Source organism: Exiguobacterium sp. s130, from assembly GCF_018619055.1.
In the GTDB taxonomy this organism is placed as follows: Bacteria; Bacillota; Bacilli; order Exiguobacteriales; family Exiguobacteriaceae; genus Exiguobacterium_A.
Window position 1 is genome coordinate 1 of sequence record NZ_JACSNI010000006.1, and the last position, 19,298, is coordinate 19,298.

The 19,298-nt window shown below is 47.6% G+C and carries 17 protein-coding genes and 1 rRNA gene; 9 read left to right on the forward strand and 9 right to left on the reverse strand.

All coding sequences use genetic code 11. The features are described from left to right. The 8 genes from HZS85_RS13655 to dnaA form a co-directional block, all read right to left on the reverse strand. Nucleotides 1-69, reverse strand: a 16S ribosomal RNA gene (locus tag HZS85_RS13655); the annotation flags it as partial. A 345-nt stretch (nt 70-414) separates the two neighbouring features. Further along, on the reverse strand, nt 415-1,458 hold the full coding sequence (locus tag HZS85_RS13660; protein WP_214856527.1) for an HD-GYP domain-containing protein: 1,044 nt from the start codon (nt 1,456-1,458) through the stop codon (nt 415-417). A gap of 88 nt (nt 1,459-1,546) precedes the next feature. Then, nucleotides 1,547-4,159: a DNA gyrase subunit A gene (gene gyrA, locus HZS85_RS13665; protein ID WP_214856528.1), complete on the reverse strand. Its 2,613-nt coding sequence runs from the start codon at nt 4,157-4,159 to the stop codon at nt 1,547-1,549. Between the two features lie 27 nt (nt 4,160-4,186). Continuing rightward, a complete protein-coding gene (gyrB, locus tag HZS85_RS13670) occupies nt 4,187-6,100 on the reverse strand; it encodes a DNA topoisomerase (ATP-hydrolyzing) subunit B (protein ID WP_214856610.1) in 1,914 nt (637 codons plus the stop codon). A 10-nt stretch (nt 6,101-6,110) separates the two neighbouring features. Further along, nucleotides 6,111-7,265 carry a DNA replication/repair protein RecF gene (recF, locus tag HZS85_RS13675; protein ID WP_214856529.1) on the reverse strand — a complete coding sequence of 385 codons (1,155 nt, stop codon included), beginning with the start codon at nt 7,263-7,265 and terminating at the stop codon, nt 6,111-6,113. A gap of 1 nt (nt 7,266) precedes the next feature. After that, nucleotides 7,267-7,488, reverse strand: a complete 222-nt coding sequence (gene yaaA / locus HZS85_RS13680) for a S4 domain-containing protein YaaA (protein WP_023469865.1) — start codon at nt 7,486-7,488, stop codon at nt 7,267-7,269. 163 nt (nt 7,489-7,651) lie between these two features. Further along, nucleotides 7,652-8,785 (reverse strand): DNA polymerase III subunit beta, encoded by a 1,134-nt coding sequence (dnaN, locus tag HZS85_RS13685; RefSeq protein ID WP_023469864.1) that lies wholly within the window; start codon nt 8,783-8,785, stop codon nt 7,652-7,654. A gap of 191 nt (nt 8,786-8,976) precedes the next feature. After that, the gene (gene dnaA / locus HZS85_RS13690; protein ID WP_056064610.1) at nt 8,977-10,368 is read right to left on the reverse strand and encodes a chromosomal replication initiator protein DnaA; all 1,392 of its coding nucleotides are present in this window, start codon (nt 10,366-10,368) and stop codon (nt 8,977-8,979) included. A gap of 340 nt (nt 10,369-10,708) precedes the next feature. Between dnaA and HZS85_RS13695 the strand changes: the two genes are divergently transcribed. From HZS85_RS13695 to HZS85_RS16905, 9 genes are all read left to right on the forward strand, one after another. Next, nucleotides 10,709-10,903: a hypothetical protein gene (locus HZS85_RS13695; RefSeq protein WP_214856530.1), complete on the forward strand. Its 195-nt coding sequence runs from the start codon at nt 10,709-10,711 to the stop codon at nt 10,901-10,903. A gap of 202 nt (nt 10,904-11,105) precedes the next feature. Further along, nucleotides 11,106-11,240: a 50S ribosomal protein L34 gene (gene rpmH / locus HZS85_RS13700; RefSeq protein ID WP_012371910.1), complete on the forward strand. Its 135-nt coding sequence runs from the start codon at nt 11,106-11,108 to the stop codon at nt 11,238-11,240. Between the two features lie 165 nt (nt 11,241-11,405). Continuing rightward, complete coding sequence (rnpA, locus tag HZS85_RS13705; protein ID WP_023469862.1) at nt 11,406-11,756, forward strand: ribonuclease P protein component; 351 nt, start codon at nt 11,406-11,408, stop codon at nt 11,754-11,756. Nucleotides 11,757-11,860: 104 nt separating this feature from the next. Next, nucleotides 11,861-12,715, forward strand: coding sequence for a membrane protein insertase YidC (gene yidC, locus HZS85_RS13710; RefSeq protein ID WP_214856531.1), 855 nt, complete (start codon nt 11,861-11,863; stop codon nt 12,713-12,715). Nucleotides 12,716-12,862: 147 nt separating this feature from the next. Beyond that, complete coding sequence (mnmE, locus tag HZS85_RS13715; RefSeq protein ID WP_285801421.1) at nt 12,863-14,245, forward strand: tRNA uridine-5-carboxymethylaminomethyl(34) synthesis GTPase MnmE; 1,383 nt, start codon at nt 12,863-12,865, stop codon at nt 14,243-14,245. 43 nt (nt 14,246-14,288) lie between these two features. Next, the gene (mnmG, locus tag HZS85_RS13720; protein WP_214856532.1) at nt 14,289-16,178 is read left to right on the forward strand and encodes a tRNA uridine-5-carboxymethylaminomethyl(34) synthesis enzyme MnmG; all 1,890 of its coding nucleotides are present in this window, start codon (nt 14,289-14,291) and stop codon (nt 16,176-16,178) included. Between the two features lie 5 nt (nt 16,179-16,183). Further along, nucleotides 16,184-16,900, forward strand: a complete 717-nt coding sequence (rsmG, locus tag HZS85_RS13725; protein ID WP_023469858.1) for a 16S rRNA (guanine(527)-N(7))-methyltransferase RsmG — start codon at nt 16,184-16,186, stop codon at nt 16,898-16,900. A 48-nt stretch (nt 16,901-16,948) separates the two neighbouring features. After that, on the forward strand, nt 16,949-17,782 hold the full coding sequence (gene noc, locus HZS85_RS13730) for a nucleoid occlusion protein (protein WP_214856534.1): 834 nt from the start codon (nt 16,949-16,951) through the stop codon (nt 17,780-17,782). A gap of 38 nt (nt 17,783-17,820) precedes the next feature. After that, nucleotides 17,821-18,585: a ParB/RepB/Spo0J family partition protein gene (locus HZS85_RS16905; RefSeq protein WP_214856535.1), complete on the forward strand. Its 765-nt coding sequence runs from the start codon at nt 17,821-17,823 to the stop codon at nt 18,583-18,585. Between the two features lie 38 nt (nt 18,586-18,623). Here the strand turns inward: HZS85_RS16905 and yyaC are convergent, their stop codons facing one another. After that, nucleotides 18,624-19,241, reverse strand: a complete 618-nt coding sequence (gene yyaC / locus HZS85_RS13740) for a spore protease YyaC (RefSeq protein WP_035412220.1) — start codon at nt 19,239-19,241, stop codon at nt 18,624-18,626. Nucleotides 19,242-19,298 lie beyond the last annotated feature (57 nt).

The window sequence follows — 19,298 nt, forward strand, 5'->3', positions numbered from 1 at the left end:
GCGCTCGACTTGCATGTATTAGGCACGCCGCCAGCGTTCGTCCTGAGCCAGGATCAAACTCTCCATGAAGTGTTTGACTTGCTCGTTGTGTGACCGAAGTCACGGTTGACGAAGCTTGCGCTTCATTCGTTTTTGTATTCCGTAGAATACGATTTTTGCCTCATCGTTCAGTTTTCAAAGTTCGTCCGCGCCCGTTTTGGCGACTCAATTAGAATACCAAGTCTGAAACAAGAAGTCAACAACTTTTTTGAAATTGTTTTTTCGTTTGTTTCAAGCGCTTGTCTTTGTTAATGACATGTAATAATATATCATGCGTTTTATTATTGCGCAACACTTATTTTGAAATTATTTTTAAAATCATGAACAAACCTCTTGAACCTTACGAATTCGGCTCAAGAGGCTACTTATTCCTTATCAATCCATCAATTGAATGATGCTATGCTGTCGTTCTTCCATTAAATCAACGGTGATCATTCTTCCCTGGTCTTCATAAGAAATGACAGGACGATCAAAGACTGGATTCTTTTGAGCGATTGTTGCAATCTTCCCATTACTCATCAATACGCGATCACCGACTTCAATCGGTAGAAGTAACTGTCCAAGCAATAATACATATTTTGAACAATATTGCATCGGTCGCGCTTTTAAATGACGATATGCGTCAAACGGCGTATACGCTTCCCGGTATGGGCGCCAACTTGTCATTGCAGCAAAAACATCCGCTACAATGAACAATCGAGCATGATCTGCAATCTTATCACCTTTTACCTTTAGAGGATAACCAGATCCATCTAAACGTTCATGATGTTGAACAATCAAACGATTTACCGTGTCAGAGATAATCGTCTCCTTTTGCAAGACTTGATATGCCATTGCCGGGTGACGTTGAAAAATTTCTTGTTGCATCGCTTCATAACGTTTCGTGTGACGCCATTCCATGATCCGCGCTAGTCCGTAATCCGCAAAATAAGATGCCGTCCACAGCTCATGGATCATTTTCCGTTCTTTTCTGACTGCTTCAGCAAGCATTTGGGCAACTGCTCCTCGATAAATGGCATGTCGCACAGTGTAAGCTTCCGTTCCCCGTTCAAGGAAGAATGGCAGAACATCTTGTCTCGTAATTTGTTCCGGGACGGACTGTTTGACCCAGCTCAAAGCTTCATACACATTTGGCTTCATCCCCTGTTCCCATGACATGAAGACTTTATTATAGGAGCGAATGAACTCTTCAAAAGGATGTTCTATCTGCGCAGCCACTGTTTCAATCTGTGTCTTTTCACCTTCGACAAGATCAGGACGATCCTCGATGGTGACTTCTTTAATCAAAAACCGTTGGATTCGTCGTAACTCGTCGGTTCCAATTTTTTTCCCTGCTTCTACGATCGGATGATCTGTATGTAAGTAGATCGATTCGGTTAAACGATCCCCGATGCGTAATTGATCACTTGCCACTCGCATATCGCTTCGTTCCTTTCTCTTCTTTCTATATATGTAGATAAAAGCAGCAGAGTGGTATCACTCTGCTGCTTCCTTACTAACGTCTTGCTTACTCCTCCACTTCTTCTGAAGTATCCGATTCGACTACATTCTCTTCTGATACAAGATCCGTATCTTCTTCCGTTTCATCGGTTTCTTCTCGTTTCAGTTTCGCAACCGTTGCAACACGGTCACCTTCTTCAATTCGAATGACCTTCACCCCTTGGGTGTTGCGGCCGACACGTGAAATGTATTGCGAGTCTGTCCGAATAACGATACCGCTCTCTGTCATGATCATGATGTCATCATCGACATCAACGATTCGCATGGCAACGATTTGACCGACGCGATCTGTTACCTTACTCGCGATCAATCCTTTCCCACCACGCGATTGACTACGGAACTCGGTCATCGGTGTTCGTTTACCGAATCCTTTTTCCGTAATAACCAGAACATCTTGTGCATCACGTGCAAGTTCCATCCCGACGACGAAATCGTCTGGGCGTAACGTCATCGCTTTGACACCACGAGCACCACGTCCCATCGAGCGGACATTCGTGATTGGGAAACGAATCGCTTTCCCGCTTGTTGAAACAGCAAAGACTTCATCATCCGTCGATGCAAGACGAACAGATGTCAATTCATCGTCTTCAAACAACCGAATCGCAATCAAACCATTTTTGTTGATCCGGGCATATGCGGACAACGGTGAACGTTTGACGCGTCCTTTACGTGTCATGAAGATCAATGATTTTTGCTCATCTTGAACGACTTCTTCCGTTTCGAGCGCTTCTTCCGTCTCTTCAATCTCTCCTTCAACCACCTCGACAGGTGCTTCAGTTGCTTGTTGCTCCTCAAGATAACGTTTGAAGTTGACTGGAATCATCGTCTCGACCTTTTCATCGCGTTCAATTTGGATGAGGTTGATGATCGGCACACCTTTTGATGTCCGGCTCATCTCTGGTACTTCGTACCCACGAATCCGGTAGACTTTCCCGCGGTTCGTAAAGAATAGAATCGTATCATGCGTCGAACAAGATAAGAGACGCGTAACGTAATCCTCGTCGTTCGTTCCGATTCCTTGAACGCCACGTCCACCGCGGCGCTGTGTCCGGTACGAATCCGTCGTCATCCGTTTGATATAACCACTGCTTGTCAACGTGATGATGATATCTTGTTCTGGAATCAAGTCTTCATCTTCGAATTCGATATGATCCATCCGGATTTCCGTCCGTCGCTCGTCGTTGAAACGTTCTTTCAACTCCTCGAGTTCTGTCCGGATCAAATCAAGCAAGACTTCTTCACTTGCAAGGATGCGGTTTAGTTCTGCGATCAATTGCATGATTTCGTCATACTCTGCTTCAATTTTTTCCCGCTCAAGACCTGTCAGGCGTTGTAAGCGCATATCGAGAATCGCTTGTGATTGTTTCTCAGATAACGCAAAACGCTCCATCAACTGTTCACGTGCTGCGTCTGCTGTCCGGTTACCGCGAATGATTTGAATGACTTCATCCAAATGATCAAGCGCAATCCGTAGACCAGCGAGCAAGTGTTCACGTGCTTCTGCTTTTTCGAGATCGAACTGTGTCCGACGACGAACGATTTCTTTTTGATGCTCGAGGTAATGATAGAGCATTTCTTTAAGCGTCAATGTTTTTGGACGCCCTCCGACAATCGCAAGCATGTTGACACCAAACGTCGTTTGCATTGACGTCTGTTTATACAAGTTGTTTAAGATGACACTTGCATTTGCATCACGACGGACTTCCATGACGATCCGCATACCGCGGCGATCTGACTCATCCCGTAAATCCGTAATGCCTTCGATCTTTTTCTCGCGGACGAGATCGGCAATCTTTTCAACAAGGCGGGCTTTGTTGACCTGATAAGGTAACTCTGTCACGATGATCCGTTCCCGGTCTTTTTTCGTCTGTTCGATTTCTGCTTTCGCACGGACGATGATGGAGCCACGTCCTGTTTCATATGCGCGACGAATCCCGCTACGACCAAGAATTTCACCAGCCGTTGGGAAATCAGGTCCCGGAATGTGCTGCATCAATTCTTGAATCGTGATTTCGGGATCGTGAGACAGTGCTAAGACACCATCGATGACCTCACCTAACTGATGCGGCGGAATGTTTGTTGCCATCCCGACCGCGATCCCGCTTGAACCGTTGACGAGCAAGTTCGGGAAGCGCGACGGTAAGACTTCCGGTTCGCGTTCCGAACCATCGTAGTTATCTTTGAAGTCAACTGTGTTTTTGTTGATATCGCGAACGATTTCCATTGCGATTTTTGACATACGAGCTTCCGTATATCGCATCGCAGCCGCCGAGTCTCCATCGACTGAACCGAAGTTTCCGTGTCCATCGACGAGTTCATAACGATAGCTGAAATCTTGCGCCATGCGGACCATCGTGTCATAGACGGCAGAATCCCCGTGCGGGTGATACTTACCGATGACTTCCCCGACGATACGGGCAGACTTTTTATGTGGTTTATCGGCACGAATACCGAGGTCGTTCATCGCATAGAGAATCCGGCGGTGTCCGGGTTTTAAACCGTCCCGTACGTCCGGAAGAGCACGTGCGACGATGACGCTCATCGCGTAGTCCATGAAGGACGTACGCATCTCTTGACTGATATTAATATCCTTGATGATTCCGTGATTTTGTTCGGACATGCTTCTGGCCACCCTCTCTGTTCAGCGTTAAATATCCAGGTTCTTGACGTAATGTGCGTGAGATTGAATGAAGTCGCGTCGTGGTTTGACCTGATCTCCCATCAAGATATCGAAGACTTCATCCGCTTCGATCGCATCTTGAAGCTCGACACGCAACATTTGACGACCACTTGGATCCATCGTCGTTTCCCAAAGCTGCTCTGGATCCATCTCTCCAAGACCTTTGTAGCGCTGAATATCGTACCGTGCGTTTTCAGGAAGCGCTGCAAGCGCCTCTGTCAATTCACGTTCGTTGTGCACGTACGTGATGTTCTTCCCTTGTTTGATTCCGTATAGCGGTGGCTGAGCGATATAGACGTATCCATGCTCGACAAGCGGACGCATGTAACGGTAGAAGAACGTCAACAAGAGTGTCCGGATGTGGGCACCATCGACATCGGCATCGGTCATGATGATGACTTTGTGGTAGCGTGCCTTCTCGATATTGAACTCAGAACCAATACTTGTCCCGAGTGCCGTGATGATCGTCCGGATCTCATCGCTTCCAAGAATCTTATCAAGACGTGCTTTCTCAACGTTCAAGATTTTACCGCGAATCGGTAAGATTGCTTGGAAATGACGATCACGTCCGGATTTCGCAGAACCACCCGCTGAGTCACCCTCAACGATATACAATTCGGAAATCGACGCATCACGTGACGAACAGTCGGCCAGTTTACCTGGAAGCGAGCTGACTTCAAGAACACCTTTACGGCGTGTCAATTCACGTGCGCGTTTTGCTGCCATCCGGGCGCGAGACGCCATCATCCCTTTTTCGACGATTGCGCGTGCGTTCGTCGGATTTTCAAGCATGAATTGCTCAAATGCACCAGAGAAGAGCGAATCCGTGACCGTACGTGCGTCGGAATTCCCAAGTTTCGTCTTCGTCTGTCCTTCGAACTGCGGGTTCGGGTGCTTGACAGAAACGATCGCTGTCATCCCTTCCCGTACGTCTTCACCGGACAGTGTACCGTCTGCATCCTTCATCAGACCGAACTTTTTCGCGTAATCATTGATGACGCGTGTCAAAGCTGTCTTGAAGCCGGTCTCGTGCGTACCACCCTCATGCGTAGGGATGTTGTTCGTGAACGAGTAGATGTTTGACGCAAATCCATCGTTGTACTGAAGTGCAACTTCGACTTCGATGCCGTCTTTTGTGCCGTGTACGTAGACAGGTTCTGCGTGAACGACTTCTTTTGAACGGTTTAAGTGTTCGACGTAAGATTTAATCCCACCTTCGTAGTGGAAACTACGCGTCATCGGCTCATCCGCACGATCGTCCGTGATGATGATCTTCAAGCCTTTGTTTAAGAAAGCAAGTTCCCGCAGGCGTGTCGCTAGCAAATCGTAGTCATACTCGAGCGTTTCTTGGAAAATCTCACCGTCTGGGAAGAAACGAATCGTCGTTCCGGTCTCTTCTGATGTTCCAATCACTTCGAGGTCTTGCGCTGGTACACCGCGATGGTACGCTTGGTAATACAGCTTTTCATTCCGTTTGACGAATACTTCAAGTTTCGTCGACAGGGCGTTAACGACTGAGGCCCCAACACCGTGTAATCCACCCGATACTTTATATCCGCCGCCGCCGAATTTACCACCGGCGTGGAGGACTGTCAGGATGACCTCAACGGCAGGACGACCCATCTTCTCTTGAATGTCGACTGGAATACCGCGTCCGTTATCCTCGACTAAGATCGAGTTCCCTGGTTCGATCGTGACTTTGATCGTGTCACAGTATCCTGCGAGCGCCTCATCGATCGAGTTATCGACGATCTCCCATACGAGGTGATGGAGACCTTTTGATGCCGTCGAGCCGATATACATCCCTGGACGTTTACGTACTGCTTCTAATCCTTCAAGAACTTGAATCTGATCGGCACCGTATCCTTGTTCCAATTCCATATCTTCATGATTACTCATCGGTTTTCTCACCTACTGTTTCTTTATATGATGTCTCTTCCAAATCGACCGTCCCTTGTTTCACGTGGAACAACTTCGCTTGGTTGATCGTTTCATGCGCAATCCCATCGACGCTTGTCGTCGTCAGGATCGTCTGGACCTTTTGTTGCATCGTATCGAGCAAATGTGTTTGACGATGATCATCAAGCTCGGATAAGACATCGTCGAGTAGAAGAAGTGGATACTCTCCGACTTCCTCGTGAATCAATTCGATCTCTGCAAGTTTTAACGAGAGGGCTGCTGTTCGTTGTTGTCCTTGTGAACCATACGTTTGGACGTTTCGTCCATTGACTTCCATCTCAAAGTCATCGCGATGTGGTCCAAACAACGTAACTCCTCTTCGGATTTCATTTTCTTTTATTTTACCAAACTTCTGCGTGTAGGACGCAGTCATTCCTTCGACATCGAGTAATTCATTGCCAAATGTGTCCGAACGATAGATGAGCGCGAGTTCTTCCTGTCCACGACTAATTCCGTCATGAATCGGTCGTGCCCACTTTTCGAGTTGGGCCATGAAATGATGGCGGCGCTGAACGATTTTAACGGCTAGCGTAATCATTTGCTCCGTCAAGATATCAAGGAAGGTCTCGTCTCCTCCCTTCATGGACAGTTGTTTCAGCAATGCGTTGCGTTGCTTCAACACTTTCAGATACTGACTCAATTCATGCAAATAGACCGGGCTGACTTGACCGATCTCCATATCGAGAAACCGCCGGCGGACTTGTGGACTGCCTTTGACGATATGCAAATCTTCCGGGGCGAATAAAACGATGTTCAGTGCCCCGACATAATCACTCAAGCGTCGTTGCTCTAGATGATTTAGTTTTGCTTTTTTCCCGCGACCCGAGATGACGATCTCCTGGACATGAGAACCTGTTCGTTTGACGACACGTCCTTCGACGCGCGCCGTCTCCTGGTCCCAACCAATCAGTTCCTTGTCATGTGTCGTCCGGTGAGACTTCGCGAGAGCGAGAACATAGATCGCTTCCAATAAGTTCGTCTTCCCTTGTGCATTTTCACCAATCAGAACATTCGTCTTTTCGGAGAATGACAGTTCGAGTGCGTCATAGTTGCGATAATGACTGAGTCGGACTGAATCCAGCCGCACGTTAGTTACCCTCGTTCTTGATGATGAACTGACCGTAGTCTTCTACATCAATGATGTCTCCATCCCGTAATTTACGACCACGTCGCTGATCGACTTCGCCGTTGACTAGAATTGGCACCTCTGCTAAAAACGGTTTGGCTTGCCCTCCGCTTGAGATGATATCCGACAGTTTCAGGAACTGCCCTAATGTGACATATTCCGTTGTAATTCTGATTTCTTGCATGGATTGACTCCTCCTACCTACATATTATAAATGACGTACTCTTTATTGTACTAAATATTGAACGATTTAGCAAAATTCCCGAACGTATATACGGTATACGAAAAAGACGGGTCCGATGTCGAAACGATCGAACCCGTCTTGTCACGTGTTTTTATGTTGATGCTTACGCCGTCCGGACTGGAAGAATCAGTTGCAAGACGTTATCTTGATCAACTGGATGCAAGATGAATGGACGAATCGAACCCGTGAACTGGATTTCGATATCTGTCGCGTCAAGCGCCTTTAAGGCATCCATCATGTACTTCGAGTTGAACGAGATTTTCAGTTCTTCCCCTTCAAGCGAAAGGATGCTGACTTGCTCCGAGACTTTCCCGACTTCTGGTGAATGCGAAGAAATCTCGACCGCTGTCGTTCCTTCAGCTGCAAACTTGATGACGTTGTTACGGTCCTCACGTGCGAGCAGTGACGCGCGATCGATCGCTTGGAGCAATTCTTTCGCGTTCATGCGGACAGCTGTCCGGTACTCTTCTGGAATCAAACGTGATGTATCCGGATAGTTTCCGTCAAGTAGACGCGAGAAGAAGAGAACGTGTTTCATCTTGAACAAGATTTGTTGGTTCGTGATCGTAATATCCACATGACCATCCCCAAGTAACTTCGATAATTCATTTAAGCTCTTACCAGGAACGATGACGTTCTGGAACGAGATATCCGTATCTGTCTCAAACTGAGCACGACGAAGGGCTAAACGGTGACTATCCGTTGAGACACACGTCAAGATACCTTTGTCGGCTGAGAAGTTCACACCTGTGAGAACAGGACGTGTTTCTTGAACAGCGACAGCAAAGCTTGTTTGACGAATCATCGACCGTAAGAGATCAGCCGGTAAACGGAAACGTTGTCCCCCATCGACTTGTGGAAGACGTGGGAACTCATCTGGATCAAGACCGTTCAAATGGAATTCCGCTGTTCCTGACTGAATCCGTGTCATGAAGTTCGGTGAGACTTCAAGTGTCACTTCGTCTTTTGGCATCTTTTTGACGATATCGCCGAAGAAGCGAGCATTCAAGACGACACTACCAGCACGGTGGACCGTGACATAAGACGTTCCGTTCTCTTCTGCATAGATCGTCCGTTCAATCGAGATTTCTGTATCGCTTCCTGTCAGCGTCATGCCATCTCCATGAGCTTCGAGTTTGATCCCTGTCAGAATCGGAATCGTCGTGCGGGATGAGACCGCTTTGGCTACATCTTGTACTGCTTGAATTAAAGCTTCGCGTTGAATGGTGATATGCATATCGTCGTTAGACTCCTCTCGAAAATAATGGGCATGCGCCCATCATAACATAATAATATATTTTTTTAATAATAGTCTTAGGGGCTGTGGATAGTGTGGATAAGTCGGTGGATAACTTGATATAGAGCCAAAAACGGTGTGGATAAGTTGTGGATAACCACCCTACTTTATCCACATGTTTATCCACAGTTTTACGAATGCTTTAACTCATGCTTGATTTGTTCGATGACTTTTCCTGTTTCACCGTCTGATTTGATCAACATACTGATTTTTTCATGGGCATGGATGACGGTCGTATGGTCGCGTCCTCCAAATTCCTCCCCAATCTTCGGTAATGAGCTTTCCGTCATCTCACGCGAAAGATACATCGCGATTTGACGTGGAAAGGCAATCGATTTCGTCCGTTTCTTCGCCTTAAGATCATCAAACGGCAAGTTGAAATGCTTACTGACCGACTCCTGGATGTCACGAATCGTGACTTTACGCGGTTCGGCGACTGGCATGATGTTATGCAAGGCTTCTGCAGCGACATTTGGATCAATCGGTCGTCCGACGAGATTCGCATAAGCGATGACACGCGTCAACGCTCCTTCGAGCTCACGGATATTCGTATCAATCTGACTCGCGATGTAGAGCATGACTTCGTTTGAGACATCAAGCTGTTCAGCATTCGCCTTTTTCCGTAAGATCGCAATCCGTGTCTCGAGATCCGGTGGCGTGATGTCGGTAATCAATCCCCATTCAAAACGAGAACGGAGCCGATCTTCAAGCGTTGGAATCTCTTTTGGTGGTCGATCGCTTGAGATGATGATTTGTTTTTGATCGTTATGCAGTGCATTAAATGTGTGGAAAAACTCTTCTTGCGTCTGTTCTTTGCCCGCAAGGAACTGGATGTCATCAATTAAGAGGACATCGATGTTACGGTATTTATTTCGAAACTCAACCGTCTTATTATCACGGATGGAGTTAATAAAGTCATTCGTAAAGCGTTCAGAAGAGACATAGGCAATCCGTGTCCCAAGATTTTGATCTTGAACGTACTGTCCGATGGCATGCATCAGATGGGTTTTGCCAAGACCAACGCCACCGTAGATGAAAAGCGGATTATATGCTTTAGCAGGTGCTTCAGCAACAGCCAGTGAAGCGGCGTGTGCAAAACGGTTCCCCGATCCGATGACAAATGTATCGAACGTGTACTTCTCATTCAATTGTCCAAGTTCACTCATCGTCAGTTCATCTGTCGGTTTGCGCGTGTTCAATGGACGCGATTTCGGAGCCGGTGTTGCTTCGATCCGTTCCTCTTCTTGTCGATCGAGCATTTTCTTCGCTTGTCCCTCTTCAATGAACTGAATATCGAGTCGGCTTCCGGTTACTTCCTCAACTGTGTCTTCAAGTAAAGATAAGTACTGGCGCTCAAGCCACGTCACCGTAAATGCAGCCGGTGCTGAAACGAGTAAAGTCGTTCCATTTAGCGTAACGCCTTCTGTGGACTTCAACCACATATCATAACTGGCTTTCGGTGTTCGTTCCTCTTCCTCAATCACAGATAAGACATTATGCCAAAGTTCGGCAGCGTTTTTCATAAATACCCCCCTTTTTTTATCAAGATAGAAAAAATTTGTACACAGGCTTATACACAGACAAAGTTAATGAAGAAACTCGACTTATCCCCATAACGTAAAAACTGTGGATAACGTTATCCACAGGCAATTGAATCTGTGTATAAAGTTATCCACAGGGTGTGTATAACTTGTTTGGTCCTAAGCAATCAGGATCGTGTTATGCACAATTAGTGTATCAAAAGAAATGAGCTCTGGCAATGGTTGGAATGATTTATCCACAAGTAAATTCAATCGTCCACAGGTAGTTACCCACAAGCTGTGGATAGTGTGGATAAATTGTGGATAAGAGGTGGATAACTTTTTGAAAGAGGAAGCGTTAAAAAAGAGTTATTCACAAAACACAAAAGAAGTGGAAAAAGGAAATCCAAAATCGAGGATTGACGTCGATTTTAAAAAATACTATCGTAGACAAAGTGAAGAGTTATCCACGGAAAGTGTGGATAATGTGGATAAGTCTGTGGATAGGTGGATAAGTCTACAAACATCCCCTCCATGATCCACACGCATTCTATCGCGTAATAGAGTTTGCGCAGTCGAATCCTATTGCCTGTTTTCAAACCAGAAATCCCTTAAGCAGGACAAGAAATCTTCTGAACTTTCATTGACAATGCCACAATCAGTTTATATAATGTACAAGACTGCCTTAAAGTAGAAAATAACAATTGGTTATAAAGATCTTTTAAAGGAGGTGCAGACGAATGAAACCAACTTTCAACCCAAACAACCGTAAGCGTAAAAAAGTTCACGGATTCCGTGCGCGTATGGCTACGAAGAGTGGCCGCCGTATCTTGGCTGCTCGCCGTCTTAAGGGCCGCAAAGCCTTGACTGTCTAATGCATTGATGCATCCATCACTTCGGGCATGATCCGAGGTGATTTTTTTTATGTTTTTTCGTGTGTTCGTGCTTTTGTCACATGCGCCCTATCGCGTCGCATGTTTATTCTATGATATGATGAGAGACGACGAATTTTCGTAGTGTCAGGATGGAGTGTGAATAAGGTGAAGAAGGAATACCGCGTCAAGAAAGACAAGGAGTTCCAAGCGGTGTTTACTAAAGGAGCCTCTGTCGCAAATCGGCAATTTGTCGTGTATGCCTTGAAAAAGGAGCAACAGACTCACTTTCGGGTTGGTTTATCCGTCAGTAAGAAAATCGGGAATGCCGTCGTCCGGAATCAGGTGAAACGGTATCTTCGGGAAGCATGCCAGCAGCATGAAGCCTCGATTGCCCCGAATTATGATTTGGTGATCATCGCGCGCAATCCGGCCGCGAAGATGACCGCGCAAGAAGTGGCTGACAGTCTCCGTCACGTGCTTAAACGTTCCGGTGTCTGGATGCGATCAAAAAAATGAATCGTAGCAATGTATCCTGTTGATTTGTACGGCGCTCCCTTTCCTTGCCTTACTATAGAAGAAGATGGCGTTCGACAAAGCGTAAACAATTTCTAGGAGGAACTATGAACAAGAGAACTAAGATTTGGTTAACTCTCGGACTCATGTCCGTGCTCGCGATCGTGTTATCCGGCTGTACACCTAGTTCGTATGGTACTGGTGAACCGATCACAGCAGACACAGAAGGTTTTTGGAAACATTACTTCGTTTGGCCGATGGCGTGGTTGATTCGTGAGATTTCACAGTTCTTTAGCGGTGATTACGGTATCGGAATCATCATTACGACACTTCTCGTTCGTCTTGTCATCCTTCCATTGATGATCAAACAAACGAAGAGTATGGGTGGAATGCAAGTCATTCAACCTGAAATGATGAAGCTTCGTGAGAAATACAGCTCAAAAGACCAAGAGACGCAACAGAAATTGCAACAGGAAATGATGAAGCTCTACCAAGAGCACAACGTCAATCCACTCGCAGGCTGTTTACCGATCTTGATCCAAATGCCGATCTTGATCGCGTTCTATAACGCCATCATTTATACACCGGCTATTTTCCAACACACATTCCTCTGGTTCGACCTTGGTAAACCGGATCCATTCTTCATCTTGCCGATCATGTCTGCGGTACTGACGTATCTGCAACAAAAGATCTCGATGGCAGGTCAAGAAGACAACCCACAAATGAAAATCATGCTCTACGTCTTCCCGATCATGATCTTCATCATGGGGGTCACACTCCCTTCTGCCCTTTCGCTTTACTGGGTCGTCGGTTACATCTTCTCGATCATCGTCACGATCGTCATCATGAAACCAATGCGTGAAAAGATTAAGTTGCAGACGGAAGCGGCAATGGCTGCTAAACGTGAAAAAGAAGCGGCACAAGCAGCACCGGCTCCTAAAAAATCGAAAAAGAAACGCTAATACGTGAAGAGCGACGCTTTGTTTTGACAGAGTGTCGCTCTTTTTCTTTTGCGTCATTTCGTGTATAGTTGTTTCGTTATACCCATTGCAACGATTAAGGATTAAATACTCATAAAAAGACAGAAGAAAAACGAGGTGGAAGAACGGATGATGGAATTTGATACGATTGCCGCGATTTCGACGCCGATGGGAGAAGGGGCGATTGCGATCGTGCGCTTATCAGGTCCTGATGCAGTCGCTGTAGCCGACCGCGTCTATAAAGGAACCAACCGCTTGACGGAAGTACCAACCCATACGATTCATTACGGGAAATTGGTCGATCACGAGGCGGACCGTGTCGTCGATGAAGTAATGGTGAGTGTCATGCGCGCACCAAAGACGTTCACACGTGAAGATGTCATCGAATTGAATTGTCATGGAGGAGTCGTCGCGGTCAATCGTGTCCTCGAACTCATTCTCGCACAACCGGAAGTCCGATTAGCGGAACCGGGTGAATTCACGAAACGCGCGTTCTTGAACGGACGAATCGATTTGTCGCAGGCGGAAGCTGTCATGGATCTGATCCGCGCGAAGACGGATCGAGCGATGCATGTCGCCGTCAGTCAAATTGAAGGGCGTCTCTCAAAACTCGTCCAAGACTTACGTCAACAACTGTTGCAGACGATTGCTGCGATCGAAGTCAACATCGATTACCCGGAATATGATGCAGAAGAGATGACACAACAGATCGTCGAACGTGACGCGGGTGCTGTCCGCGCGATTCTAGCAGAGTTATTAACAACGGCACGCCAAGGAAAAATCCTTCGTGAAGGGTTATCCACAGCAATCATCGGTCGTCCGAACGTCGGTAAATCGTCTTTGCTCAACACATTGGTGCAAGAAGCGAAGGCTATCGTCACGGATATCGCGGGAACGACACGCGATACGATCGAGGAGTACGTCAATGTTCGTGGTGTACCACTAAAGTTGATTGATACGGCAGGGATTCGAGAGACGGAAGATATCGTCGAACGGATGGGTGTCGAAAAATCACGCCAGGCTTTAAAGACGGCCGATTTGATCTTACTCGTCCTCAACGGGAACGATGTCCTGACGGATGAGGATGTCTTGCTGTTTGAAGCGATTAAAGGGATGAACGCAATCATCATCGTCAACAAGAGTGACTTGGCGCAACAGATTGACTTAGCGCGTGTCACGGAGCTTGCCGATGGTCGACCGATCGTTACGACGTCCTTGCTCGAAGAAGCAGGCGTCAACGATCTTGAAGCGGCGATTGCGAGTCTGTTCTTTGAACAGGGTGTCGAGAGCCAAGATATGACGTACGTCTCGAATGCACGACATATCCAACTGATCAAACGCGCGAGTCAAATGATTGAAGATGCCCTCGGCGCAGCAGAAGCAGCGATGCCGATCGATATGGTACAGATCGATTTACGACGGGCATGGGACACGCTCGGCGAAATCAATGGAGATACAGCACAGGATAGTTTATTGGATCAGTTGTTTTCGCAGTTTTGTCTCGGGAAATAATCCAAGACGACTGCGTGTGGAATAAGAAGGAGGAACCAGTACTATGGCTTATCAAGCAGGTGAATTCGACGTCATCGTCGTCGGAGCCGGACATGCCGGCATCGAAGCCTCTCTTGCTGCGGCACGAATGGGCTCGAAAACGGTCATGTTGACAATGAATCCCGACATGGTTGGATTCATGTATTGCAACCCGTCGATTGGTGGTCCTGCAAAAGGGATCGTCGTCCGGGAAATCGATGCGCTCGGTGGTGAAATGGCACGCGCGATCGATGCAACGTATATTCAAATGAAAATGTTAAATACGTCTAAAGGTCCTGCTGTACGAGCATTACGGGCACAGGCGGATAAATTCGAATACCAAAACCGGATGAAAAAAGCGCTCGAGGATGAGCCGAATCTTCTTTTACGTCAAGCACTCGTCGAACGGTTGTTGATCGATGAAGACGGACGTTGCGTTGGTGTCGTCACGAATACCGGAGCAGAGTACCGGGCGAAAGCAGTCATCATCACGACAGGAACGTTCATGCGCGGGAAAATCATCATCGGTGAATTGTCGTACGAGAGTGGTCCGAACAATCAGATGCCATCGATCAATCTATCGAAACACCTTGAAGAACTCGGATTTGAGCTCGCACGTTTCAAGACAGGTACACCACCGCGCATCGATGGGAAAACGATCGATTATTCGAAGACGGAGATCCAACCAGGTGACGAAGTAGCGCTTCCGTTTAGTCATGAAACGACTCAGATGATCACGGAACAGATCCCATGCTGGTTGACGTATACGACGGAGTATACGCATCAGTTGATCGATGCGAACCTACACCGTTCCCCGATGTTCTCTGGGATGATTAAAGGGACAGGTCCCCGTTATTGTCCATCGATCGAAGATAAGGTCGTCCGGTTCAACGATAAACCGCGTCACCAAATCTTCCTTGAGCCAGAAGGTCGCGATACGGAAGAAGTCTATGTCCAAGGATTATCGACAAGTTTACCGGAAGACGTTCAACATGATATTCTCCGCTCGATTCCTGGGCTTGAGAATTCAGAAATGATGCGTCCTGGTTACGCGATTGAGTACGATGCCGTCGTTCCGACACAACTCTGGCCAACGCTCGAGACAAAGCGGGTTCCTGGTTTATTCACAGCGGGTCAAATCAATGGAACAAGTGGTTATGAGGAAGCAGCGGGACAAGGGATCATGGCAGGGATCAATGCCGGACTACAAGTCCAAGGCAAAGAACCACTCATCTTGTCACGTTCGCAAGGCTATATCGGTGTCATGATCGATGATCTCGTCACGAAAGGTACGAACGAACCGTACCGTCTCTTGACGTCACGTGCCGAGTACCGGTTGTTGCTCCGTCATGATAATGCGGACCTTCGCTTATCAGAAATCGGACATGAACTCGGATTGATCTCGGAAGAACGCCAAGCGAAGCTACTCGACAAACAAGAACAAATCCGTCTTGAGATGAAACGTCTTGAGAAGGTCGTCATCAAAGCGACACCGGACGTGAATGCACAGCTTGAAGCCATCGGTGCGTCACCACTCAAGGAAGCCTTGCATGCGATCACGTTGCTGAAACGCCCGGAAATCACATATGCGATGATCGCGCAGATGACACCACCGGAAACACCATTGTCTGCAGAAGCAGCAGAACAAGTCGAAATCCAAGTCAAATATGCCGGCTACATCGATAAACAACTCGATCAAGTCGAAAAAATGATGAGGATGGAGCAAAAACGGATTCCGGATCGTCTCGATTACGATGCGATCAGTGGATTAGCGATTGAAGCGAAACAAAAACTAAACCAAGTGCGTCCGCTCTCGATCGGACAAGCATCCCGGATTTCAGGGGTTAACCCGTCTGATATCTCGATCCTGCTTGTCTATATCGAACAAGGCCAATACGCATTGACTGCGGAGTGAACGAGATGAACCAACAGCAATTCGTAACAGCATTGGCAGCACAGGGACTTGAGGTCTCAGAACATCAGTTGCATCAATTCAAGCGGTATTATGAACTGCTCGTCGAGTGGAATGAAAAGATGAACCTGACGGCGATCACCGATGAAGAAGATGTCTATTTAAAGCACTTCTATGACTCGATCACAGCAGCGTTCTATTTTGATTTCACGACGGTCACGACGGTTTGTGATGTCGGAGCGGGCGCCGGTTTCCCGAGTCTGCCGATCAAGATCATGTTCCCGCACCTTCAAGTGACGATCGTCGATTCACTGAACAAACGAATCGGCTTCCTGAATCATTTGGCGACGGAACTCGGACTCGAAGGTGTCGCGTTCCATCATGGACGCGCAGAAGAGTTCGGTAAAAATAAACAATTCCGCGAACGGTTTGACGTCGTGACCGCACGTGCGGTCGCCCGGATGTCCGTTCTCGCGGAATATTGCCTACCACTTGCGAAAGTCGGAGGACAATTCGTTGCCTTGAAGGCAGCGAAAGTCAGTGAAGAGCTCGAGGATGGTGCGATTGCCTTGAAAGTACTCGGTGGGAATTTACGGGAAAGTTTCCAGTTCCAATTGCCAGGCGAGGAAAGTGAGCGTAATATCGTTATTGTAGATAAAAAACGAACAACACCCGGGAAATATCCGCGTAAAGCGGGTACGCCTGCGAAAGATCCATTAAGCTAAACACCGTTTCACGTGAAACGATGACTGATAAAGGTGAGGTGCGCCAACGTGAGAAATGCAATTGCCAAACTGCTCGGTAAACCTGCTACGATCGAGCTTGACCCACAAGAGACGGTTCAGGAATTACCATTGACAGAACTTGTCGCGAACCAGTTCCAACCACGGACTGTGTTTGACGGGGACCGAATTGAAGAACTAGCGGTTACGATCGAAGAGCATGGGTTACTCCAGCCGATCGTCGTTCGAAAACAAGGAACAGGATACGAAATCATTGCCGGAGAACGACGGTACCGAGCAGTGCGCTCGCTTGGTTGGGAAACGATTCCTGCCATCGTCAAAGAGATGACGGACGAGACGACTGCTTCCTTGGCATTGATTGAAAATCTGCAACGCGAAGATTTGACACCAATCGAAGAAGCAGAAGCCTATGAGCGCTTGCTTGCGTTACAGGACATCACGCAAGAAGTGTTAGCGCGTAAGCTCGGACGTAGTCAATCGACGATTGCCAACAAATTACGTTTGCTTCGATTGCCAACCGATGTCCGGGAAGCATTGAAGCAACGGACGATCACGGAGCGTCATGCCCGTGCGCTATTGCCGCTCAAGGATGAAGCGTTACAAGTAACGGTACTCGCTGAAATTCTGGAACGGGAATGGAACGTCAAGGAGACGGAGCGCCGGGTGGAACGATTGATGACACCACAGCCACCGAAGAAAAAACGTCATAAAAGCTTTGCACGAGATACACGGATCGCGTTAAACACCTTGCGGGACTCCGTGGATATGATCGAGCAGACTGGATTGACGATCGAAAAAGAAGAAGTCGATTGCGAAGAATATGTAGAGGTGCGAATTCGCATCGTGAAGGCACGTCCGGAATAAGCGGTCGTGCCTTCCGCTACGTTTAGGAGAGAAAACACGTGAATGAATTACCTGTTCGGGCGATTCGCCCGAATCCGACTCAACCTCGGAAACGATTCAATGAAAAAGCATTAGAAGAGTTAGCCCAATCGCTCGTTCGTCACGGGATGATCCAACCGATCGTCGTTCGACCACGTGATGGCTACTATGAAATCATCGCCGGTGAGCGGCGCTATCAGGCAGCAAGTCGCGCAGGATTCGAACGTGTGCCGGTCCTTGTGATTGAAGCGGACGAGACACGCGTCATGGAACTCGCCTTGATTGAAAACATCCAACGAGCGGACTTATCCGCGATTGAAGAAGCGATGGCGTATGCGGAGATGATCGAGGAATTCGACATTACGCAAGCAGAGCTTGCACAGCGTGTCGGGAAAAGTCGTTCGCACATTACGAACAGCCTTCGACTGTTACAGTTGCCATTGCTCGTTCAACAAGCGGTCATGGACGAACGGTTGTCGATGGGACATGCCCGCGCGCTCCTATCGCTGAAACATCCAAAGAAGATCGAACAGATGGCAGAACGGGTCATGGCGGAGAACTGGAACGTCCGTCGGTTAGAGCAGGCGCTTCGGGAGCGAAAGGAATCCGTCCGTCCGCAGCAAGCGACCGCTGTTCAATTCGTCGAGGAATCACTTCGCGAAAAATACGGGGCGACCGTTCGGATTAAACAAGGAAAACAAGCAGGGAAACTCGAGATCGATTTTACAGACGAAGACGACCTTAACCGGTTGCTCGACTTGTTGTTACCTGAATCGAATCAATGAAAAAGAAGCGTTCCGGGCGACGGTTCGCTTCTTTTTGCTTACATTGAACGCGGCGTGAAAGAAATCGTCGTTCGTGTGGATTCAGCGGAGAGTTTCGCATCAAGTAAATGGAAGCTGTTCGCGACGAGTTCCGCTAGTTCATAAACAAGGTGTAACCGTGTGTTCTGGAGAATCATCATCTCCATGAATCCACTGACGTTGACGACAGCCTTAATGTTGAAGTCACCGACCGCAGGCAACTCTTTTTGGACGCCGGCGCCGGGTGCGAGTGGACCTTCCGAGAAAAAGACATGTCCGACACTTGAAAGCCGACCGAGACACGCATCGATCGCGATGACGAGTGGACGGTAATGTGTCGTTTGGATCGAATGAATGGTTTCCGCGAGATTCAGTGCATGGACGGGTTTAGCGAGTGTACCGTAGACGTGAAGATGAGCAGGCGCTTGTTTCTCGAGGAATGTCCCAACGAGTGGACCGAGTGAGTCACCTGTTGAACGATCAGAACCAATGCAGACGAGTACGATTGGACGTTTTTCTTGGACGGCAGAGACTTGTTCGAATAATTGTTCGGCTAAGCGTTCTTTCGCGAACGGTTCCGTATATTCTAAAAAGAAAGAATAGGGCTTGGGCTCGTGCGAATGAAAGCGGAAGTTCATCGAAATCATCCTTTCTTCTCTTGGTGTCGGTGTCGTGGTGGATTGGCAAGAGTGAAG

Coding starts and splice junctions, on each gene's coding strand:
- yidC (WP_214856531.1), top strand. CDS start 11,861: ATGAACAAGAGAACTAAGATTTGGTTAACTCTCGGACTCATGTCCGTG.
- dnaN (WP_023469864.1), bottom strand. CDS start 8,785: ATGCATATCACCATTCAACGCGAAGCTTTAATTCAAGCAGTACAAGAT.
- HZS85_RS13660 (WP_214856527.1), bottom strand. CDS start 1,458: ATGCGAGTGGCAAGTGATCAATTACGCATCGGGGATCGTTTAACCGAA.
- gyrB (WP_214856610.1), bottom strand. CDS start 6,100: ATGGAATTGGAACAAGGATACGGTGCCGATCAGATTCAAGTTCTTGAA.
- gyrA (WP_214856528.1), bottom strand. CDS start 4,159: ATGTCCGAACAAAATCACGGAATCATCAAGGATATTAATATCAGTCAA.
- yyaC (WP_035412220.1), bottom strand. CDS start 19,241: ATGAACTTCCGCTTTCATTCGCACGAGCCCAAGCCCTATTCTTTCTTT.
- yaaA (WP_023469865.1), bottom strand. CDS start 7,488: ATGCAAGAAATCAGAATTACAACGGAATATGTCACATTAGGGCAGTTC.
- mnmE (WP_285801421.1), top strand. CDS start 12,863: ATGATGGAATTTGATACGATTGCCGCGATTTCGACGCCGATGGGAGAA.
- mnmG (WP_214856532.1), top strand. CDS start 14,289: ATGGCTTATCAAGCAGGTGAATTCGACGTCATCGTCGTCGGAGCCGGA.
- rsmG (WP_023469858.1), top strand. CDS start 16,184: ATGAACCAACAGCAATTCGTAACAGCATTGGCAGCACAGGGACTTGAG.
- dnaA (WP_056064610.1), bottom strand. CDS start 10,368: ATGAAAAACGCTGCCGAACTTTGGCATAATGTCTTATCTGTGATTGAG.
- rpmH (WP_012371910.1), top strand. CDS start 11,106: ATGAAACCAACTTTCAACCCAAACAACCGTAAGCGTAAAAAAGTTCAC.